Source organism: Ruminiclostridium josui JCM 17888, from assembly GCF_000526495.1.
In the GTDB taxonomy this organism is placed as follows: Bacteria; Bacillota; Clostridia; order Acetivibrionales; family DSM-1351; genus Ruminiclostridium; species Ruminiclostridium josui.
On the sequence record NZ_JAGE01000001.1, the window covers coordinates 1,741,958 to 1,763,277 of the forward strand.

Sequence of the window (21,320 nt, forward strand, 5' to 3'; positions counted from 1 at the left end):
AGCAATATCAATAAAGCAGTGTTACATTCTGGTCTTGCCAGTCTTTTAGTTCGTATACTGCTCTGGATACGTTTGAGAATCCATTTCCTATAAAATAGTCACATTTTGCTGCAAGCCATGTGTCTTTTATAATTTCAACTCCTTTCAGCCTGTTGTCATCATATTTCTGAAAGTGAACTCCCCCTTGGTTTTTCAAAACCCTCTTACAGTCAGTATTAATTAACCTGTCACCATATATGTTTTTATACTCCTCCAATATGTCTCTGCAATCAGTCATAAGAAAAATATGTGCATTAGGTCTTTCTTTCAAATAATTTTCTATTTTCGCCGGGTAAAGCTTGTTCAGTTCATGTAGATGACTAACTTCCAATATCTTGTCACTTCCTCTTAAATGTACTGCAATAATTTCTTTGCCGGTCATATTTATGTCATAGAAATCATTTATCTCCTTTTCAATTTCCGGTCGCAGCCGTATATACTTTTTAAGCATAATCCTGTAAATCTCTGTGGAATTCAATCCGAAATACGGACATGTATCATCCATGCGGCATATAGTACCATCAATATCCATATATTTATTTGCTACCTCTACGTCCTCATTAATACCTATATTATCCATTAATTTATCCATGCCGTATTTGGATACAGGGAAAAAGTACTGTTCAAACGCGTTTGAGGCTTCATCTGTGCTGTACATACTCTTGCTACCCCAATAAACAACAGGAATCCTTTGCGTTATTTCGGCATGCAATATATTTGAAAGCGTGTGGTGCATATCATACCAAAACCCATCCCCCGTTGTATTAATAAGTAAGAATTTATCCTTCTTCAAATTATCCCTCCCCTCACATACCAGGCTGTTACAGGAAACTTTTGAATTCACTCTTTTTAATTATTTCAACCAGATCTTTAACTTCCTGTGCTCTTCCTCTAGGACAAACAATAACAGCCTCATTTGTACCTGCAACTATCATATTGTCTAACCCTATTGCTGCAATAAGTATTCCATCAGCATAAATTACAGAATTAGTAGTTCCCAGAGTTACATAGTTGCCCTTCCAATAGTTATTGTCCTTATCTTTTTGTAGAGTTCCCGACAATGTATCAATGCTTCCTATATCATCCCAGTCAAAGGAAGCCTTTATCACATAAATGTCTTTACTTTTTTCCAGTACAGCATTGTCAAATGAAATATCCTGTATTTCATTATATGCAGTCGTTATATATGTGTTAAAATTTTCACTTCCCTCATGCATAAGTGCATCTGCGATGGATGTATAATGTTTAGGTATATGTTGTCTGATTTGATTAATTATTGTCTTTGATGTTCCGGCCAGAATACCTCCGTTCCACAAGTATTCACCTGATTCAAACATTGAGCGTGCTGTATCTTCTTTTGGTTTTTCAGTAAACTTATTAACTTTAAAAATTTGTCCTTCTAAGTCTTTCTCCTTATCTATTTTTATATAGCCGTAAGCGGTAGAGGGATACGAAGGGTTAATTCCTATTACAACAAGGCTATCCTTTTCTTCCACTGCATTAAAGGCAAGATTTATTGTATCAGCATAACCCTGCCGGTCTTTGACATAACCGTCAGCCGGTACAAAACATAGTATTGATTCTCCCAATTTTTTATCAAGAAGCATTGTAGTATATGCAATACATGCAGCAGTATTCTTCTTCACGGGCTCCGAAATTATATTTGTAGGCGGAATTATATCCTTCACAACTTCTTTGGTCATTTCTACAAGACTTTGATTAGTTACAATAAAGCAATTGGATGGGGCAACGCTCTGGCATACGCGGTTAATTGTCTGAACCAGCATACATTCGCCGTCATCAACAGATATAAACTGTTTAGGCTTCTTTTCTTTTGACAGAGGCCATAATCTTGTTCCTGAGCCACCTGCCATAATAACGACAAATTTCTCCATCTCCAAAACTCCAAAAATATTATTATAATCTATTTTATGTAAATTACTTGAATATGTTCATACGTATTTATACTGAATTTTAGGGAAATAATACAATTTACTAAATCTATAATATGGAGCGGCATAAATGCAGGGTAAATATATATTGCTAACAATTTTAAATTCAGTACTTATTGTCTTTGGACAAACACTGTGGAAATTGGGACTTATTAAATCTCAGGAGTATAGTTTAAAACTGCTGCTAAGTCCTCTAATCATTGCCGGAGTCCTTACTTATGGCATATCTACGATTTTATGGCTATATATACTTTCAAAACTTCCGTTTTCCACCGCATATCCTTTAAATAGCATTGCCTATGCCCTTAGCCTATTTGTGGGCTTTTTCATATTTAAGGAATATATTGATATGCAAAAAATATTTGGTACTATACTCATTCTGGCAGGAGTATTTTATATAGCTAGAGGGTAAAATAGATTAGGATGAATACAGGCTTCGGAGGAATAAATGAAAAGCATAATAATAATACCTGCTTACAATGAACAGGATAATATTCTTGATGTCATAAATGATATAGAGCAAAACGCTGCAGGATACCATTACGTGGTTATAAATGACGGTTCATCAGACAAAACAGATTTAATGTTGCAGGAAAATCACATTCCCCATATAAATCTTCCATTTAACATAGGTATAGGTGGAGCCGTACAAACTGGCTACAAATATGCATATGAAAAAGGCTACGACATTGTTGTACAGTTTGACGGTGACGGTCAGCACAAAGCATCTTACATCCCTGAAATGATAAATATTCTAGAAAAAGGTACCGCAGACATGGTTATTGGCTCTAGATTTTTGGACAAAAGGGGGTACCAGTCTACTTTTATAAGAAGATTGGGAATAAAGTACTTTCGTTTTTTAATATGGCTATTATCAGGGTCAAGAGTGACGGACTCAACTTCTGGTTTCAGAGCCTGCAACAGAAAAATTATTGATTTGTTTTCAAAACGCTACCCACAGGACTATCCTGAGCCTGAATCCATAATGATTTTAAAACAGAATAAACTAAAAATAGTGGAAGTGCCTGTAGAAATGAGGAAAAGGACCCGAGGGAATTCTTCAATAAACAGGTCTCTATCCGTTTACTATATGGTCAAAGTTACATTGGCTATAATTTTAAGTCGCATGAGACCGCGTATAAGACGGTTTTCCAATTAAATTTTTTTACGGAAGGTAAAAATATGAACGTACGATTACAGATAAGTATTCTTCTTATAGGATTTATTTTGCTTACAACAATTCTTAAAATGGTTCAGAAAACCAAATTGGAACTCAAGTACAGTATTCTTTGGATTGTATCTTCTGTAATGTTTATAATAATTGCTGCTTTCCCTGCTATCACTGATTGGTTTGCAAGCCTTATAGGAATAATCGAACCTGCAAATGCAGTATTTCTTGTACTTATTTTATTTGAGCTAGGTATAAACCTTAACCTTACCATAACTATCTCCAAACAAACCAACAAGGTTAAAAATATGGCACAGTACATTGCCTTGATGGAGAACCAAAACCGTGAAAAAAGTTGAAATAATCGAACTATTATGATAAGCTAATATAGATTGTACTGTAAATTATTTATTTAATTACTTATTAAAGTTATGAAGCGGAGTAGTAAAGGAAAATTTAGTCACTAAAGAGAGCTGCATATTGGGTGAAATTGTAGCTGATTACGTTCTTTGAACTCGCCGTGGAGCTGCTGATATAAAAATTCAGCCGTAGGTCTTTCGTTACAGGACTTTTGAGTGAGCCTCCAAGGCTAACAAGAGTGGTACCGCGGATTAACCCGTCTCTTTTACTAAGAGACGGGTTTTTATAAGTTATTGATATCGATATTAAATAATATAAAGGAGTTGATAAAATGCCATACTCAGCAGATATAGATAGGAAGTGGCAAAGTAAATGGGCAGAGACAGATATCTACAAGTTCAATCCCGAAAACACCGACAAAAAACTATACTGTCTGGAAATGTTTTCATACCCATCAGGCGCCAACCTTCATGTAGGACATTGGTACAATTACGGTTTGACTGATTCCTGGGCCAGAATGAAAAGAATGCAGGGTTACAATGTGTTCCACCCAATGGGATTTGATGCTTTCGGACTTCCTGCGGAAAATTACGCAATTAAAACAGGTATTCATCCACAAGACTCTACTCTTAAAAATATAGAGACTATGGAAGGTCAGCTCAAGGAAATGGGTGCTACCTTTGATTGGAATTATGAAATAAAAACCTGTATGCCCGACTATTATAAATGGACACAGTGGTTGTTCCTTCAATTGTATAAGTCAGGCCTTGCATATAGAAAAAATGCACCTGTTAACTGGTGCCCCAAGTGTAACACAGTTCTCGCAAATGAACAGGTCGTTGACGGATGCTGTGAAAGATGTGATACAGAAGTAACAAAGCGTGACCTTACTCAATGGTTCTTTAAAATTACCGCTTACGCACAGGAACTTCTGGACAAGCTGGATACCATTGACTGGCCTGAAAAAACAAAAAAGATTCAGACAAACTGGATAGGACGTTCAGAAGGTGCTGAGATATCTTTTAAAATCGCCGACACAGACATTGAGTTCCAAGTGTTTACCACCAGAGCCGATACTCTTTATGGCGTAACATATGTTGTTTTGGCGCCTGAAAATCCTATAGTTGAAAAAATAACAAAACCAGAATATTCTGAAGCAGTTGAAAAGTATAAAAACGATACAAAGAAGCAGACTGAAATAGAAAGACTTTCAACAACCAAAGAAAAAACCGGTGTATTTACCGGCAGTTATGCAATTCACCCTATCACAGGAGAAAAAGTGCCTGTGTGGATTGCAGATTATGTTCTTGCAAGCTATGGTACTGGATGTGTAATGGCTGTTCCGTCCCATGATGAACGTGACTTTGAATTTGCAAAGAAATATAACCTGCCTATTAAGAGGGTTATAAAAAGTGCTGACGGTTCAAATGACGAGCTTCCATTCTGCGAATATGGCGTTCTGGTTAATAGTGCAGAATTTGACGGTGTATCCTCAGCAGAGGCAAGAACTGCTATAATAAAGAAGCTGGAAGCAGACGGCAAAGGAAGTTTAAAAATAAACTACAGATTGAGAGACTGGCTTGTTTCAAGACAAAGGTACTGGGGTGCTCCTATTCCAATAGTTTACTGTGAACACTGTGGTGAAGTTCCAGTTCCGGAAGAACAACTGCCTGTTGCTCTTCCTTACAACGTTGAGTTTAAACCTGACGGAGAATCCCCTCTTAAAAAGAGTCAGGAGTTTATGAATACCGTTTGTCCGAAATGCGGTGCTCCGGCTAAGAGAGATCCAGATACACTGGATACATTTGTTTGCTCGTCATGGTACTATCTCAGATATCCTGACAGCCAGAACACTGATAAGCCATTTGACACTGAATGGATAAACAAGATGCTTCCCGTTGACAAGTATGTAGGCGGTGCTGAACATGCCGCAATGCATTTGCTATATGCACGATTTATAACCAAGGCATTGAGGGACCTGGGCTTCCTGAACTTTGACGAACCATTCCTATCACTTGTACATCAGGGTACAATACTTGGTCCGGATGGAAACAGAATGAGTAAATCCAGAGGAAATACCATTTCTCCTGATGATTATGTAAGAAAGTACGGTTCAGATATATTCAGAATGTATCTTGGCTTTGGTTTTAATTACGTTGACGGTGGCCCATGGAGCGACGATGGAATAAAAGCTATTTCAAGATTTGCAAGCAGAATAGAACGGCTTGTTGAAAGTCTTGCAGAGCAAAAGTCAAATCCATCAAGAACTGATGTTGATAAAGATGACAAAGAACTTAACTTCGTACGTCATACGGCTATAAAAGGAGCCACTCAGGACACCGATAGATTCCAGTTCAACACTGCAATATCACGTTGTATGGAACTGGTAAATGCACTTTACAAGTATGATGCAGAAGTCAAAGTTAAGAATATAAATCTTTTTGAGGATACCATTAAAGACTTAGTAAAGCTTGTTTCTCCTTTTGCACCTCATTTTGCTGAGGAAATGTGGGAACAGTTGGGCTATGAATATTCCATATTCAATCAGAAATGGCCTGAATTTGATGAAAATGCATTAGTTAAAGACACTATAGAATTGGCCGTGCAGGTTAATGGTACAGTCAGGGGTAAAATAGTAATTTCCGCTGATGCTGACAATAGTGAAGCAGAGGCCGCTGCTTTAGCTGATGAAAAAATAAAACCTTTCCTTGATGAAAAAGAAATTAAGAAAGTTATAGTAGTAAAAGGAAGACTTGTTAATATTGTTGCTAAATAATAATAATTTAAAATGCAATAAGAGATATTCCCCTACCAGATTGTCTCTTATTGTATTTTTTTGATATTTACTGTAAAATGCTCTCATAATATGATAATATTAACTGATAATTTCATGGACGGAGAGCATAATTATGAATATTACTTTTTATAGAAAGCTAGCATACAAAGTAGCTGATTCAGTCACAAGGAATGGGCAGTACACAGAGACGGAGATTAGCAATATTCGTTACGGACTGGTATGTATCTTTTCAGATTTGTATAAAACCCTTCTATACTTATTAATATTTACTGTTTTCTCTCTGACAAAGGAATTTGTATTAGCGTTTATTGCTTTTCTTCTGATTCGGCCCTTTCTTGGAGGTTATCATTTTAAAAGTGAGTTTGTATGCATTATAATGTCATTTCTGACCATGGTAATAGCTATATTCGCAGGTAAAATAATTATAATCCCCTTCTACATACAGTTGGTGCTTATTGTATTACTTCCGATTCTGGGGTTTTTAATTACACCTGTCAAAGACAATCAAAAAAAAGAAGACCGGAAAAGAACAGGGATTTTAACAGGAGCAATTACAGTTTTACTTCTACTGTTAGACTGTTTCTATTTGCCCGGTAACATAATTACCTGGTCTGTTATAGAAGTTTATGTACTATCTATATATCAACTACTAATTATCAAATATTTGCATAAAATGTAATATATTTTGTAAAATATATTGACTTTTCCTGTAGAATGTTAGAATATTAAGTTGATAATTATAATTTTTTTAAGGAGTGACTTTGATGAAAAAAAATTTACTAAAAACAGTTGGGAAAGTATCATTAATAGTTACAGGTTTGATTACCGGGGCAGCTTCTAAAATACTATGGTTATATCAACCCGAAAAGTAATTTGATGAATTGATTTCTTTGGAATTTTGCTCTAATAATTAGAGTTTTCCTCAAATTATTAGAGTGTTTCTTTGTTTTTACATTTTAAGTTAAAGATGGGATAATCGTCCTCTGGAAGGATGTGTAAATTGGTGTGTATGTTGCATATAAGGTCTTTTTTACTGTTATTGACTGTTGTTGAAGGATTTATTTTTATATTAGCTTTTTATCTTCTGTCAGGCCAGCGTAAATTCATAAAAAATAATTATATACGGATTGCCTGCTTTGTATGTATTTATACAATATATACGTACTGGATTACCAAGTTTTTGCCGTCAGGGCTGCATTCAATTTTAATTGCATCCCTTACATGTTTTATTCTAAATTATATACTTAACGGAACTCTCTTAAAAAGTTTTGTCAAAGTTCTAATTATTTTTTTGGGAATAGCTATTATAGAAAGTCTCATTGGTCTGGCATGTACGACCATCTTAGGCAAGCCAATGTCAGAATTGATTCAAAATAAAGAAATACTGCTAATATTAGGTACTATTGCAAAGCTGATTCAAAGTACTATTGTATTAATATTATACAAGTCCCACGAAGGATTTTCCTGGTTGAAGGACGGAAATCCCTATCAGTCCAGATACAAGCAGACTCTTATAATGATTTTTGCAGTACTATTCTTTATGATAGGAACAAATATTTATATTTCCAGAGACCCTCAAAATCTACTTCTATATAATATTTTTACCTTTGTTATATACATAGTTTTGATTATTTCAATGATCTCTGCCTTTCGAGAAGGTTCAAAGCTTGAAATTCTTCAATATGCGAATGAACTGAAAAAAGAAAATGTTTATCAGTTAATAGCATTTAACGAAATGGTGGCTAAAGAAAGACACGAGTATAAAAACCATTTAAATACTATTTATGGCCTTTGTACCTTAAACAGGCCTGATTTAAGCGATAAAGTCAAGCAATATATAAACAATTATGCCAATAACAGTGAAGCCATGAATATAAATGTATGTTCAGGTAACGACTTTGTTGACGCCATTATAAGTGTAAAATATAATAACGCCATAAAAAAAGATATAGAAATTTTTATTGACTTTGAAGAACCCTTATCAAGTGCAGTAATAGATGAGGATACTGCTGTAACTGTTATCTCTAACATTATTGATAATGCTTATGAATCTATAGTAGAAATAGATAAAGAAAAAAAGTTTATACGACTTGAAACATATATTGAAAATGATACTTACTATATGTCTATTTCCAACAACGGTCCAATGATTCCCGAAGCAATTATTAAGAAAATTTTTAGTGCAGGGTATTCAACTAAAGAGAATACGTCCAAAAAACGCGGATTCGGACTTAGTATAGTACGATCACAGATAGATAAATGTGGAGGCAGTATCCATATTAACAGTAACGAAGAACTCACAGAATTCCTTATATCTCTAAAAGTAAATAATCAGGTAAGTTGACCGTTATTTATGTAAAAACTACACATTCTTCTTCAAATTGGTTATAATAATATGATAGCTTATTTTATTATACTTTGGAGAAAATGATGTTTAAAATTTCTAAAGACACTATATATTACTTGTCTACACCTATGAGATATAAGAAGGGCATGGACTATTTCAGAGATAAACGTATCAAATCCTTGTCCTTTAATCAGGAAATGCTGTTGTTTGACGCAACAGTTTTAGGGACTCGCCCGTATAATGTACAAGTACGGTTTACCAAGTCCGGTGGTCTTACCGATTTTTTATGTACTTGCTCGGATTATGAAAAGACAGGAAAAGGATGTAAGCACATTGCCGCAGTTCTTTTCTTAGTTAAGGAAAAGGATGAGCAGGGTTTTTTTAATTCTATTGTCCACAAGAAAGCAGCAAAAGATATTTTTCAATTTTTTTCAGATAAAAGCTCAAGTGTAAAGATTCCAGTTAATGTTGAATTTAATCTTGAATTTATTGGTAGACGGTTTTCTATTACCAAAAAGGGACCCCTTGCCTCCCTATCTCTTCGTATAGGCACTGACAGACTTTACGTGGTGAGAAATATACGTCAGCTGTTGGAAAGTCTTAAAACCGGTAATGAAATTGTATTTGGGAAAGGTTTTACCTTTGACCCTGTGATACACGACTTTAAAGAGAGCGATAAGCCTGTTATTTCATATCTTCAGGAATTATTGCAGAACGAGAATCTATTATACTATTTTATAGGTGATTCAAGTAAGAATAGTACATTTATAGATAAAGATATTTTTCTATCCGAAGCAGCTCTTAAAAGGCTTCTTCAGCTTTTACAAGATATCCCTTTTAATATAATAAATAATAATATAAAAATTAAAAACGTTTTAATACAAAATGAGAATATCCCTTTGGAGTTCTCATTGACCGGAAATGCTTCATCTATCGATTTAAATATAAATACAAAACTGCCTCTTTACCAGATAACCTCTGACTTTGAATATTTTTTACACGGTGAAACTGTTTATAGGGTGTCAGAAGCCCAAAGAGAATACTTTAAACCCTTTTTTAACTATATGCAGCAGGAAAATACTAATAGAATAACCTTTATAGAAAAAGATAAGGAACGTTTCTTTTCAGAGGTACTTCCTTATGTTGAAAAAACTGGACAGATATACATAGATGAAAATGTTCAGGAAATGGTTCTGCGAGTGGACTTAGAGCCTGAAATATATCTGGACAAGTTTGAAGATATTATAACTGCTGATGTTAAATTTAAATATGGAGATCGTATAATAAATCCATTCTCTGCCTTTGAAAATCAGGTCCCTACCGGCAAAATTCTTGTACGGAACATGGAAAAAGAGAGAATTATTATTGACATACTTGGGGAAAGTGATTTTAAAGTTAACGGTAACAGAATATATTTGGATGAGGAAGAAAAGATATTTGATTTTGTAAATACAATTATTCCTAAACTACAGGAGTATGCACAAATATTTTATTCCGATAGCTTTAAAGCAATGACCATAAGAAGGCTTCCTTCATTTTCTGGATTTTTAAGACTAAATACACTGAATAATTTTCTCGAGTTCAGTTTTGATATGGAAGGTATAGACCGTGCTGAGCTATCGTCCATATTCCAAAATGTAAGAGAAAAGAAGAAGTATTTCCGTTTAAAAAATGGAGCGTTTCTTCCTCTCGATTCAGAGGGCCTTATAACTATGTCTGAAATAATAGATCAACTTGATCTGACTTGGGAAGACTTAGATAATGAGCTTGTTCAACTACCAATGTACAGAGCGTTTTTTATAGACGGTATGCTTAAAGAAAATGGAATGAAGTTCTTTGAACGCAATAAGGCCTTTAAAGATTTAGTTCATGACATTCACGAACCCTCCGAGACTGAATTTCAAATTCCCGAAACCCTTAAAGGAACTCTAAGGAATTATCAAAAGCTTGGATTCAAATGGCTCAAAACTCTGTCCACATACGGTCTTGGAGGAATCCTTGCTGACGATATGGGTTTAGGAAAAACCTTACAGATTATTACTTTACTCCAGTATGATAAAAATGTTTCAGGACATGGGACATCTATTGTTATTGTTCCTACATCCCTTATTTACAACTGGTGCTCGGAAGTTGAAAAATTTGCACCGGATTTGAAAATAACTGCTGTTGTTGGAAACAAAACAGAACGTGAGGAACTAATAAAAGAAGGCGCCAACTCCGATGTAATAGTCACATCTTATGCTCTTATCAGACGTGATATTGACAACTACAAAGATTATTTGTTCAGATATTGTATACTGGACGAAGCTCAGCACATTAAAAATCCGAGCTCTCAGGCAGCTAAAGCCGTAAAACAGCTTGTATCTCAACACAGGTTCGCACTTACAGGAACCCCTATGGAAAATAATCTTACGGAATTGTGGTCAGTTTTTGATTTTATTTTACCAGGATATCTAAGATCACATGGGAAATTTGTTGAAAAGTTCGAATCACCTATTTCAAAGGGAGACCGTACAGCATTAACTTCTCTGAGCAAGCAATTAAAACCTTTTATTCTCAGAAGGCTTAAACAGGATGTTCTTAAGGAATTACCCGAAAAAATTGAGCATATCATTAAGGCAGACCTTACTGAGGAACAGAAAAAGCTTTATGTTGCTTACCTTGAACAAGCCAAAGGAGATATTTTTAAAGAAATAAACGAAAATGGCTATGAACGGAGTCAAATAAAGATTTTATCCGTACTTACCCGATTAAGACAGCTATGCTGCCACCCCTCTCTATTTGTAGACAACTATGATGGTGATAGCGGTAAGCTGCTGTTGCTTAAAGAAATAGTAGTAGACTCACTTACCTCTGGACACAGGATACTTCTATTCTCGCAGTTTACATCAATGTTGGCAATTATAAAGCAATGGCTGCAAGAAGATGGAATAGACTATTTGTACCTTGATGGGTCAACTCCTGCTGAAGAAAGATTAAAAATGGTTAAAAACTTTAATAACGGGCAAGGCCAAATTTTCCTTCTGTCCTTAAAGTCGGGAGGAACTGGTCTTAATCTCACAGGTGCAGATACAGTTATTCACTATGACCCGTGGTGGAATCCAGCTGTAGAAGACCAGGCAACTGACCGTGCTTACCGCATAGGTCAACTAAAGACCGTCCATGTAATGAAATTGGTTACACACGGTACAATAGAAGAAAAAATATTACGACTTAAGGATAAGAAAAAACAGTTGGTTGATGCAGTTATCCAATCCGGGGAAACACTTATTACTAAAATGACTAAAGAAGAATTAGAAGAGCTTTTCGAGATGTAAAAATATAGGAGTGTGTGAAGGTTTTTCTGTAAATACAGCTTTCTATGATAATTTTTGATGAGTCACCCATAATATAAATGGAGTTCTCTTTATTAATAAATATAATAATTAAAGAATGGCATGTCAAGTACACCCTCTGTTGGGTTGTTGATATGCCATTTATCGTTTATTCTGGTAATCTGCCTTCGTACATGATCGACAGTTCTCCATATACCTTACCCCAGTTTCTGAGCTGATTTGTCCACTTTTTCGTGGCCTCAAAGGTTGCCAGATACAGGGATTTCAGCAGGGCTGTTCCGCTCGGGAAAACACTCCGTTGGCTGTTCAAACGACGATATGTACTATTTAGGCTTTCTATAGCATTTGTAGTGTATATGACCTTACGGACATCTGCAGAAAATTTGAATATAGGGCTGATGGCATCCCAGTTTTTCTGCCAGCTTCTCATTGCGTTAGGATATTTTTCGCCCCATTTCTCAGAAACTTCCTCCAGGCGATTTAAGCCGGTTTCTTCTGAAGGGGCATGATATATCTTCTTCAGATCTTCAGCAAATTCTTTCTTGTCTTTGTCCGCTACATACTTTAGGGTATTTCGTACTTGATGTACAATACAGCGCTGATATTCCGTATTTGGAAAGGCTACTCCTATTGATTCCTTAATTCCCGTAAGGCCGTCAGCACAGATGATTAGAATATCCTTAACTCCACGATTCTTAAGTTCATTTAATACACTAAGCCAATACTTGCTGCTTTCGTTTTCACCAACTTGAATCGATAATACCTCTTTTTTACCATTTTCGCTTATGCCGAGAATAATATAGGCTGCGAGCTTCTTAATAACGTTATTGTCCCTGACAGAGAAATGTACGGCATCTATGTATATGATGGGATAAATAGTTTCTAGTGGACGTTGTTGCCATTGCTCAATCTCCGGTAACAAACGATCAGTAATATCAGAGACCATTCCTTCACTAATTTCAAAACCATAAATATCTTCTATCTGCTCAGATATCTGCCGTGTAGTCATGCCCTTGGCATACATTGATATGATTTTATCGTCAATTCCAGAAATATCTTTCTGACGCTTCTTAACGATTTTCGGCTCAAATGAACTTTCACGATCCTGAGGAACATCAATGTCCATTTCTCCATATTTGCTACGGATAGTTTTACTTTTTTTACCGTTGCGGGAGTTGGGGCTATCACTACGTTCATAAAGCTCATATCCCAAGTGATTATCCATTTCAGCCTCAAGCATTTGCTGAATAGTGTCTCCGAGTAGATCTTTCAATGCATCTTGAATATCCTCGGCTGACTTAATATCATACTCCTGAAGTAATCCTGCGATAATGTTCCTTTTGCCTTCACTCATTTGTTCTCTTTTTCTTCTTGCCATAAAAAACAGCCTCCTATGATCATAGAAAGCTGGTCATAATTTTCTAATTTACAGACTTTATTTCACAAGCTCATTGTATCAGCGATTACTTATTTTTATACAATTTATACGAAAATACAGATATTAAAAAGAAGCTTTCCGTCTTGCAACAGCCCTTTGTCTATATAAATACAGTTTTTATTTCAAATTGTCAGGATTTAGTCCCTGTAGTTCTTCTGGTACAAAAAGCCCATCTTTTCTTATAAGCTTATCATCAAACCATATTTCTCCTCCGCCATATTCAGGCCTCTGAATAAATACAAGATCCCAGTGAATTGAAGACTTATTTCCATTTGGACACTCATCATAACAGCTTCCAGGTGTAAAGTGTATACTTCCTCTTATCTTTTCGTCAAAGAGGGTATCCTTCATTGGAGTTTCAATATAAGGATTAACTCCTATTGCAAACTCTCCAACGTATCTTGCTGCTTCATCAGTATCAAAAATTTCATTTATTCGCTCAGTGTCATTTGCGGTAGCTTTAATAATCTTTCCATCCTTAAATTCAAGGCGGATGTTCTCAAAAGTAACACCCTGATATACTGCAGGACAGTTGTAGGATATTACGCCATTTACTGAGTCTTTAACTGGTGCTGTAAATACCTCTCCGTCTGGTATATTCATCTTACCATCACACTTTATTGCAGGCAGTCCTTTTATTGAGAACGTCAAGTCTGTCCCTTTACCTGTAATTCTTACTTTGTCAGTAGCTTCCATAAGTTTTACAAGTGGATCCATTGCTTTTGACATTTTTGCATAATCCAAATTGCATACATTAAAGTAAAAATCTTCAAAATATTCTGTTGGAGTATTTGCAAGCTGTGCCATTGAATGAGTTGGATATCTCATTACACACCATTTTGTGTGTTCAACACGCTGTTCAGAGTGTACAGGCTTTGAAAACAGTGACATGTATATTTTCATTTTGTCAGAGGGAACCGAAGCCTTTTCGCTTACATTATCCCCTGACCTGATACCAATATACGCATCCATGTCTTTCATTCTTGCTAATTCATACCGAGCCATATCTTTCACTTGCTCCTCTGTACACTGTTCAAGGAGTACTCTTTCCAGTTCGGGATTCTTTATTGTAAGGTATGGAATTGCTCCCACCTTATATACTTCACGGATTAATGCTCTTGACAGTGGAACTTCGTTACCGATATTCTCAATAAGAATTTTCTCACCTTTTTTTAGCTCACATGAGTAGTTAATCAAATTATATGCCAGTTTTTCTATACGTGGATCGTTCATTACTATAGCCTCCGTTTGTTTTATGTTAATTAGTGTATATTATACTAAAAGCTGCTCCAGTTCTTCCAGAGTTTTTTCAAATACGTTTAATGCATCCTGGATAGGTTGTGGTGATGAAAGGTCTACACCTGCTATTTTCAAAAGTTCTATTGGATAATTGGAACCTCCGCTTTTAAGGAACTCTATATATTTATCAACTGCCGGTTTGCCTTCTTTATATATTTTTTCTGCAATTGCAGTTGCAGCTGAGAATCCTGTAGCATACTTGTACACATAGAAACTGCTGTAGAAGTGCGGAATTCTTGACCATTCCATTGCAATTTCCTTGTCAACGTTAACGGATTCTCCGAAGTATTTCTTATTCAGGTCATAATAAATATCGCAGAGCTCCTGTGCATTCAGTGCCTCTCCCTGTTCTGTCTTTTGGTGTATAATCTTTTCAAATTCTGCGAACATTGTTTGTCTGAATACTGTTCCCCTAAACTCCTCAAGATAGTGATTCAGCAAATATGCCTTCTCTTGCTTGCTTTCAGATTTTGATAACATATACCTCATAAGCAAAGACTCATTTACTGTAGATGCAACCTCTGCTACAAATATCTTGTATTCGGAGTATACATAAGGCTGAGTCATGTTTGTATAATATGAATGGAGTGCATGTCCCATTTCATGAGCCAGAGTATATACATCATTTATATTGTCTTGATAATTAAGCAATACATAAGGGTGCGTTTTATAAGCTCCCCATGCATATGCTCCACTGGTTTTACCATCATTTTCATAAATATCAATCCAGCCTGAATCAAAGCCCTTTTTAAGATATCCGATGTACTCCTGGCCAAGTGGTTTTAATCCTTCTTCTACAAGCTTCTTGGCCTCCTCATAGGTAACTTTCTTGTCAAATTCTTCAACCATGGGAACATATAAATCATACATATGGAGTTCATCCAGCTTTAATACTTTTTTTCTAAGCTTCAAATACCTGTCCAGCAAATGAAGATTTTTATTTACTGTTTCTATAAGGTTATCATATACTTTTACGGGTACATTGTCGTTATCCAATGATGCCTCTAAGGACGAAGGATATTTTCTCACAATGGAGTAAAACCTGTTTTTCTTTACATTACCTGTTAGTGACGCACCCAGTGTATTTTTCATTTTGGTATAAGTACTGTACACAGCCTCAAAAGCATCTTTGCGAACTCTTCTGTCCCTGCTTTCCAGAAATGTAGTATATCTGCCCTTTGTAACTTCTACTTCCTCTCCTTTTTCATCCCGAATATATGGGAATTTTATATCTGCGTTATTGTACATGGTGAATATATCACCTGCTGTTCCAGATATTTCTGTGGAAAGTGCAAGTATCTGTTCTTCCTTCTCAGATAAAATGTGCTCTTTTTGTCTCAAGTTTTCCTGTACCATAAACATGTACACAGAAAGCTCTTTATTTGAATTCATAAAGGACATCAGCTTCTCTTCTGGTATTGCCAACATTTCAGGAATAATAAATGAAATTGCGGTATAAACCTCTGTAGCAAGTGTAGATGCTCTTTCTGTCAATGCCTGATAGGTTGAATTTCCGTTATCCTCATCCCTTTTCATTCTTGCATATACAAAAACTTTGTCATTAAGGGATAATAATTCATCACTTTTCTTAAAGCAGTCAAGAAGTGTATCAGCACTATTCCCAAGCTTGCCCTTGAAGTCTCCCATCTGTACTGCTAATTCTTTAACTGTCTTGAAGTCCTTTTCCCACGAATCCGTGTCCTTGTATATATCCTCAAGTTTCCATTTAAACCTATCCTCAATATCTTTTCTCTTTGGAAGTGTCTTTCCTGAAGCCATTTTTTTACCTCCGTTTTTCCTAATATAGTTTGAATTACTGGTTATTATATTAGCTCTATTATTTAATATCTCACTATATTTAATAATTATAAAACAACCTATTATCTTTTTCCATGCATTTCCTATATAAAGTTTATTTACAGTCTGATTTTAAATAAAAATAGCCTTGAAATGTTGAAAATTTTTTAGTATACTATGATAGTTATTAAAAGGAATTATTTGTTTACGCGCCCGTAGCTCAGCAGGATAGAGCGTCGGTTTCCTAAACCGCAGGTCGCACGTTCGAATCGTGTCGGGCGTACCAAGTTAAAAAACCGCTTAACTTTAGAAATACAGATAAGCGGTTTTTTATTATCCTTTTGAAAGAAAGTGAAATTATGATTGTAAGTGCAAGTAGAAGGACTGACATACCAGCGTATTATTCAGATTGGTTCTTTAATAGAATAAAAGAAAAATACGTTCTAGTCAGAAATCCAATGAATATACATCAGGTCAGCAAAATAAATTTATCACCAGATGTTGTAGATTGTATTGTTTTTTGGACTAAAAATCCTAAACCAATTATAAACAGACTTAATGAACTGGAAACTTATAATTACTATTTTCAGTTTACTATTACTTCATACAGTAATGATGTTGAAGAAAATTTACCATCTAAAAATAATGAGATAATTAAAACTTTTAAAACTTTATCCGATATAGTAGGTCCTGAAAAAGTTATATGGAGATATGATCCGATTTTTATTAATAACAAATATACATTAGATTACCATATTAATTATTTTGAAAAATTGGCAAAACATTTAGATAATTATACAAGAACGTGTACAATCAGCTTTTTAGATTTCTATAGTAAAATAAAAAGCAATATTAAAACCCTTCAAGTTCAACCTGCTCAATTGTCTGAAAAAAGACTTATTGCAGAAAGCTTTTCAAAAATAGCTAAAAATCATAATATATCAATAAATACATGTGCCGAAGATATTAACCTTAATGACTTAGGTATAACACATGCGAAATGTATTGATGATAAGCTAATTTCAAAAATTGTTGGGTGCCCTATAGAAGTTGGTAAGGACAAAAATCAAAGGCTAGAATGTGGCTGTGTAGCAAGCATTGATATTGGATTATATAATACTTGCCTTAATGGTTGTAAATATTGCTATGCAAATCATAGCTTAAATACTGTCAAAAAGAATTATGATAACTATGATTCAAAATCACCACTGTTGTGTAGTAAACTCAGTGCCAATGATATTATAAGTATTAGAGAAGTAAAATCTTTTATAAATTCTCAATTAAACCTAATTGGGGAAACTTAAGAAGGCTATTTTAATCCCAGCCTGTTTATTCTGCAGTTTGTTGAACTTCGCCATCTACACTATATCTTATTTTTCTCTGATAAACATTGAAAACTACCATTGAAACCAGCAAAAGCACAGAACACACCATAAACATTACAGTGTAATTAAAATATTGAGAAATTCCTCCCCCAATAATAGGCCCCAATCCCTGCCCTATATCAGCCCCAATATAATACGTACTGGTTGCAACACCTACCCTGCTTGGACTTACTCTCTTGATACTCTCCGACTGAAGTGATACCTGACCGCCGCCTTGCCCGATAGATTTTAATACGGATGCGACTATCAGCAGTCCGAGAGTGGGTGCAACTCCTATCAATACCATGGAAATCGCTGAAACTATAAGTGAAATATTAACTATTATAGCCAAGCCTGTTTTATCAACTATCCTCCCTACAAACAACCGTAAAAGAAAAACTACAACTGCCCCTACCGAAAAGAATATCCCAACATTTGCAATGTTTCTTTCTTTTCCTAAAAGAATTAAGAAGGAACTTACCACCCCGTTTCCAAAAGAAAACATACCACCAATTATGGCATAAATAATACCCTCTTTAGCAATTAATGCATCAATAGTCAGCTTACTTCTTGCCCTTACATTTTCCATCTTGTTTTCCTCAGCTGGATACTTTAAACACAGCAGCAATGCAGCTCCTAAAAATGACAACAAAGTAATAACAATAAACAACGTCTGGAACCCGTACTTGTCAACCACGTATATCCCTAAATTGGGCCCAATAATAGATGCCACTACCTGCCCAATTCCATAGTAGCCTATCCCTTCCCCCAAACGCTCCTTGGGAATAAACCTGGTAGCAAGAGCAATATTTACTGTACTACTGACACCAAAGGCAACTCCATGAAGCACCCTAAAGAAAAAAAGCACCGGAATACTTGAAGAAAAAAAGTATCCTATAACTGATAATCCAATAACTACGTTTGCCCCAATGCACAGGTACTTTTTATTAAAAAAATCTGCCATCATTCCCGCAAATGGACGCATAACTAGTGCCGCAACAGAAAAAATTCCAGATATCACACCTGCCATAGCTAATGAGTTCTGAATATCCATTGAATATTTAGAAATGACGGTATAAACCATATTAAAACCAGTAGCAGTTATAAGGCTTACAGCAATCAAAAAAATAAAAGCTCTGCTCCACAATACGCTTATATTTTTTTCACTCTTATTATTTATATTGTCAGAAGAAGACATTCGTACCGGAACTACCTCCTCAGTGCAGGATATATCATTTTTTAAATGCTTTAAAATTAGAATATACCTCCTTGTACAATTATTTTGTATTAAATCAGTGACCAAAGCCACTGTTCGACCCATTAAAAGTCATAGTTAACATAACACTTCAAATTTTATTCTTTTCCAAACATCAAGCACATCATCCGGCTTCACATCTTAGCCATTATGCCAGCGTTTGTTGGCCTGAACTTTGACAATCATGTATAATATCTTCCGGACTTGGAAGGTGTGTGTTTCACCTCCTGGGACGGACCTTGGCGGGCCGATTACCCGTATGAAAGAGTATTTTTCCATTCCGGTAAGTCTACATGATTTGGCTGGTTGAGGCCAGCTTTTTAGCTGGTTCCTCGTGTCACATGCAAGGTTGTTTGCTTACATGAGAAGGAATGGAGGCTTTTAAGTCCATTAATTTTTTAAGGAGGCATTTTGATGAATTTCAGACCTATTGCAGGAATCGATGTAGGTAAATTCTTCAGTGAGATGGCAATTCTTTCTCCATCCAATGAAGTGATTGCCCGCATGAAGATCCACCATGATTCCAGTTCTGACGTTGAAAGAGTCGTTGAATTACTGAAAAAAACGGAAAAGGACTTTGATTCTAGGCCTTTCGTCGTCATGGAATCCACCGGGCACTATCACAAAATCCTTTTCCATTCACTTTGTAAAGCTGGATTGGAGGTCTCCATCATAAACCCCATCCAGACTGATTCTATCAAAAATATTGGAATCAGAAAAGTGAAAAATGATAAAGCTGATGCCCGGAAAATTGCCCTGCTATACAGATTTCAGGAGCTTAAAACTACTAATATCCCCGATGAGGATATTGAATGCCTGCGAAGTCTTTGCCGACAGTACTACAAGCTCTCTGACGAACTTACTGCCTACAAAAACAGGCTTACGGGTATTGTTGACCAACTCATGTTAAACTTCAAGGATGTATTCCCCAACATCTTTTCAAAGGCTGCTCTTGCAGTATTGGAGAAATATCCTACGCCTGCGCATATTCTTAAAGCGAACAGGAACAAGTTGATTGCACTGATCCAGAAGAATTCTCGCAGAAGCCTTAAGTGGTCAACTGCAAAGTATAATCTTTTGGTCTCCAAAGCCAGAGAGTTTGCGCCTTTGACTGTTCATAATTCCTCGAACATTGCTATGCTGGGTGTCTACATATCCATGATCAGAACTCTGGAAGATAACTTGGCGAAGGTCCTAAAAACCATTCATCTATTGATCGCTGAAGATATGGCAAAGGATATGCCCATGCTAGCATTAACTCTTGAACTTTTTCAGAGCCTGCCAGGTATTGGCCTTCTTACTGCTGCCACCATTCTAGCAGAAATCGGCGATTTTTCCGCTTTCTCTAAGCCGGGAAAACTGGTTGCTTACTTTGGCATTGACCCCTCTGTGATGCAATCCGGAGAATTTACCGGCACACGGAATAAAATGTCCAAGAGAGGTTCCAGGCTACTTCGCAGGGTTCTTTTTACAACTGCTCTTGCCAATATCCGAACTAAGCGGAATAAAGAGGCTTGCAACCCTGTATTACTTGAATTCTACAAGCAAAAATGCCAGAGTAAACCTAAGAAGGTAGCTTTGGGAGCAGTTATGCGTAAGATCATCATTTACATCTTTGCTGTTCTAAGGGACAGAAAACCGTACCAGTTACGCAGTCCTCAGGAACATGCTCAGATATTAGCAGCAAAGCATATAGCAGCTTAGCAGTACCTGCACTTGATGTTTAGTTTTCAAGGATCAGTATTTCATTTTAGACCAGCTATTTTATGTCTACTTCGCAAAGGTGGTCTTGTTGTTATGCATTTTTTCTATGTCAGGAGTTTTCAAAAATTCATAAAGCTTTTTCTTAAAAACTCTTGACTTTAATTAGCTGGTCTTATATTTAATGTCGGCATCTAAGAAAACTATCTGTCGGATGTATTATGTTAATGTGGGTATGAATACAAGATTCCGGGATAAAGAATCCCCTAATATTTATTAAAATAATAAATCTATTTCATAAAACATTCTAATAATAATAGGTTTGCTATTTCGTTTTACCAATAAAATTATTATAGTTATACTTCTATATCCTGTCAATCACAAGAGCTGAATGTATCTTACCTGGCCTTAAAACATTGTACTTATTTCTATATATTGACATTTGCAAAGGAATGATATACAATTGCA

At 35.7% G+C, this 21,320-nt stretch carries 15 protein-coding genes, 1 tRNA gene and 1 other annotated feature; of the genes, 10 read left to right on the forward strand and 6 right to left on the reverse strand.

The window, feature by feature from the left end; genetic code table 11:
- Positions 1-7 precede the first annotated feature (7 nt).
- Together K412_RS0108180 and K412_RS0108185 are read right to left on the reverse strand one after the other, a co-directional pair.
- Positions 8-832, reverse strand: a complete 825-nt coding sequence (locus K412_RS0108180; protein WP_024832652.1) for an O-fucosyltransferase family protein — start codon at positions 830-832, stop codon at positions 8-10.
- A 28-nt stretch (positions 833-860) separates the two neighbouring features.
- Positions 861-1,934, reverse strand: coding sequence for a mannose-1-phosphate guanylyltransferase (locus K412_RS0108185; RefSeq protein WP_024832653.1), 1,074 nt, complete (start codon positions 1,932-1,934; stop codon positions 861-863).
- Between the two features lie 127 nt (positions 1,935-2,061).
- Between K412_RS0108185 and K412_RS0108190 the strand changes: the two genes are divergently transcribed.
- From K412_RS0108190 to K412_RS0108225, 7 genes are all read left to right on the forward strand, one after another.
- Entirely contained in the window at positions 2,062-2,403 is a 342-nt protein-coding gene (locus K412_RS0108190; RefSeq protein WP_024832654.1) for an EamA family transporter, read from the forward strand.
- A gap of 36 nt (positions 2,404-2,439) precedes the next feature.
- Positions 2,440-3,150 (forward strand): glycosyltransferase family 2 protein, encoded by a 711-nt coding sequence (locus tag K412_RS0108195; protein ID WP_024832655.1) that lies wholly within the window; start codon positions 2,440-2,442, stop codon positions 3,148-3,150.
- 23 nt (positions 3,151-3,173) lie between these two features.
- Positions 3,174-3,518: a DUF2304 domain-containing protein gene (locus K412_RS0108200; RefSeq protein WP_024832656.1), complete on the forward strand. Its 345-nt coding sequence runs from the start codon at positions 3,174-3,176 to the stop codon at positions 3,516-3,518.
- A 63-nt stretch (positions 3,519-3,581) separates the two neighbouring features.
- Positions 3,582-3,786: a binding site (T-box leader), on the forward strand.
- A 64-nt stretch (positions 3,787-3,850) separates the two neighbouring features.
- The gene (gene leuS, locus K412_RS0108205; protein ID WP_024832657.1) at positions 3,851-6,295 is read left to right on the forward strand and encodes a leucine--tRNA ligase; all 2,445 of its coding nucleotides are present in this window, start codon (positions 3,851-3,853) and stop codon (positions 6,293-6,295) included.
- Positions 6,296-6,428: 133 nt separating this feature from the next.
- Positions 6,429-6,995: an accessory gene regulator B family protein gene (locus K412_RS0108210; protein WP_024832658.1), complete on the forward strand. Its 567-nt coding sequence runs from the start codon at positions 6,429-6,431 to the stop codon at positions 6,993-6,995.
- A gap of 675 nt (positions 6,996-7,670) precedes the next feature.
- On the forward strand, positions 7,671-8,660 hold the full coding sequence (locus K412_RS0108220; protein ID WP_242835580.1) for a sensor histidine kinase: 990 nt from the start codon (positions 7,671-7,673) through the stop codon (positions 8,658-8,660).
- 86 nt (positions 8,661-8,746) lie between these two features.
- Positions 8,747-11,980, forward strand: coding sequence for an SNF2 helicase associated domain-containing protein (locus K412_RS0108225; RefSeq protein WP_024832660.1), 3,234 nt, complete (start codon positions 8,747-8,749; stop codon positions 11,978-11,980).
- 166 nt (positions 11,981-12,146) lie between these two features.
- On the opposite strand, the gene K412_RS0108230 is transcribed toward K412_RS0108225, so the two are convergent.
- The 3 genes from K412_RS0108230 to pepF form a co-directional block, all read right to left on the reverse strand.
- Positions 12,147-13,376 (reverse strand): IS256 family transposase, encoded by a 1,230-nt coding sequence (locus K412_RS0108230; RefSeq protein WP_024832661.1) that lies wholly within the window; start codon positions 13,374-13,376, stop codon positions 12,147-12,149.
- A 177-nt stretch (positions 13,377-13,553) separates the two neighbouring features.
- A complete protein-coding gene (locus tag K412_RS0108235) occupies positions 13,554-14,669 on the reverse strand; it encodes an aminopeptidase (RefSeq protein ID WP_024832662.1) in 1,116 nt (371 codons plus the stop codon).
- A gap of 39 nt (positions 14,670-14,708) precedes the next feature.
- Positions 14,709-16,514, reverse strand: a complete 1,806-nt coding sequence (pepF, locus tag K412_RS0108240; protein ID WP_024832663.1) for an oligoendopeptidase F — start codon at positions 16,512-16,514, stop codon at positions 14,709-14,711.
- 227 nt (positions 16,515-16,741) lie between these two features.
- Between pepF and K412_RS0108245 the strand changes: the two genes are divergently transcribed.
- Positions 16,742-16,818: transfer RNA gene (locus K412_RS0108245), tRNA-Arg, on the forward strand.
- 73 nt (positions 16,819-16,891) lie between these two features.
- Positions 16,892-17,836 (forward strand): DUF1848 domain-containing protein, encoded by a 945-nt coding sequence (locus tag K412_RS0108250; protein ID WP_024832664.1) that lies wholly within the window; start codon positions 16,892-16,894, stop codon positions 17,834-17,836.
- 25 nt (positions 17,837-17,861) lie between these two features.
- Here K412_RS0108250 and K412_RS0108255 read toward each other — a convergent pair whose 3' ends face one another.
- Positions 17,862-19,094 carry an MFS transporter gene (locus K412_RS0108255; protein WP_242835583.1) on the reverse strand — a complete coding sequence of 411 codons (1,233 nt, stop codon included), beginning with the start codon at positions 19,092-19,094 and terminating at the stop codon, positions 17,862-17,864.
- A gap of 471 nt (positions 19,095-19,565) precedes the next feature.
- Here K412_RS0108255 and K412_RS0108260 point away from each other — a divergent pair, with 471 nt between their 5' ends.
- On the forward strand, positions 19,566-20,855 hold the full coding sequence (locus tag K412_RS0108260) for an IS110 family RNA-guided transposase (protein ID WP_024832178.1): 1,290 nt from the start codon (positions 19,566-19,568) through the stop codon (positions 20,853-20,855).
- The last annotated feature ends 465 nt before the right edge of the window (positions 20,856-21,320 follow it).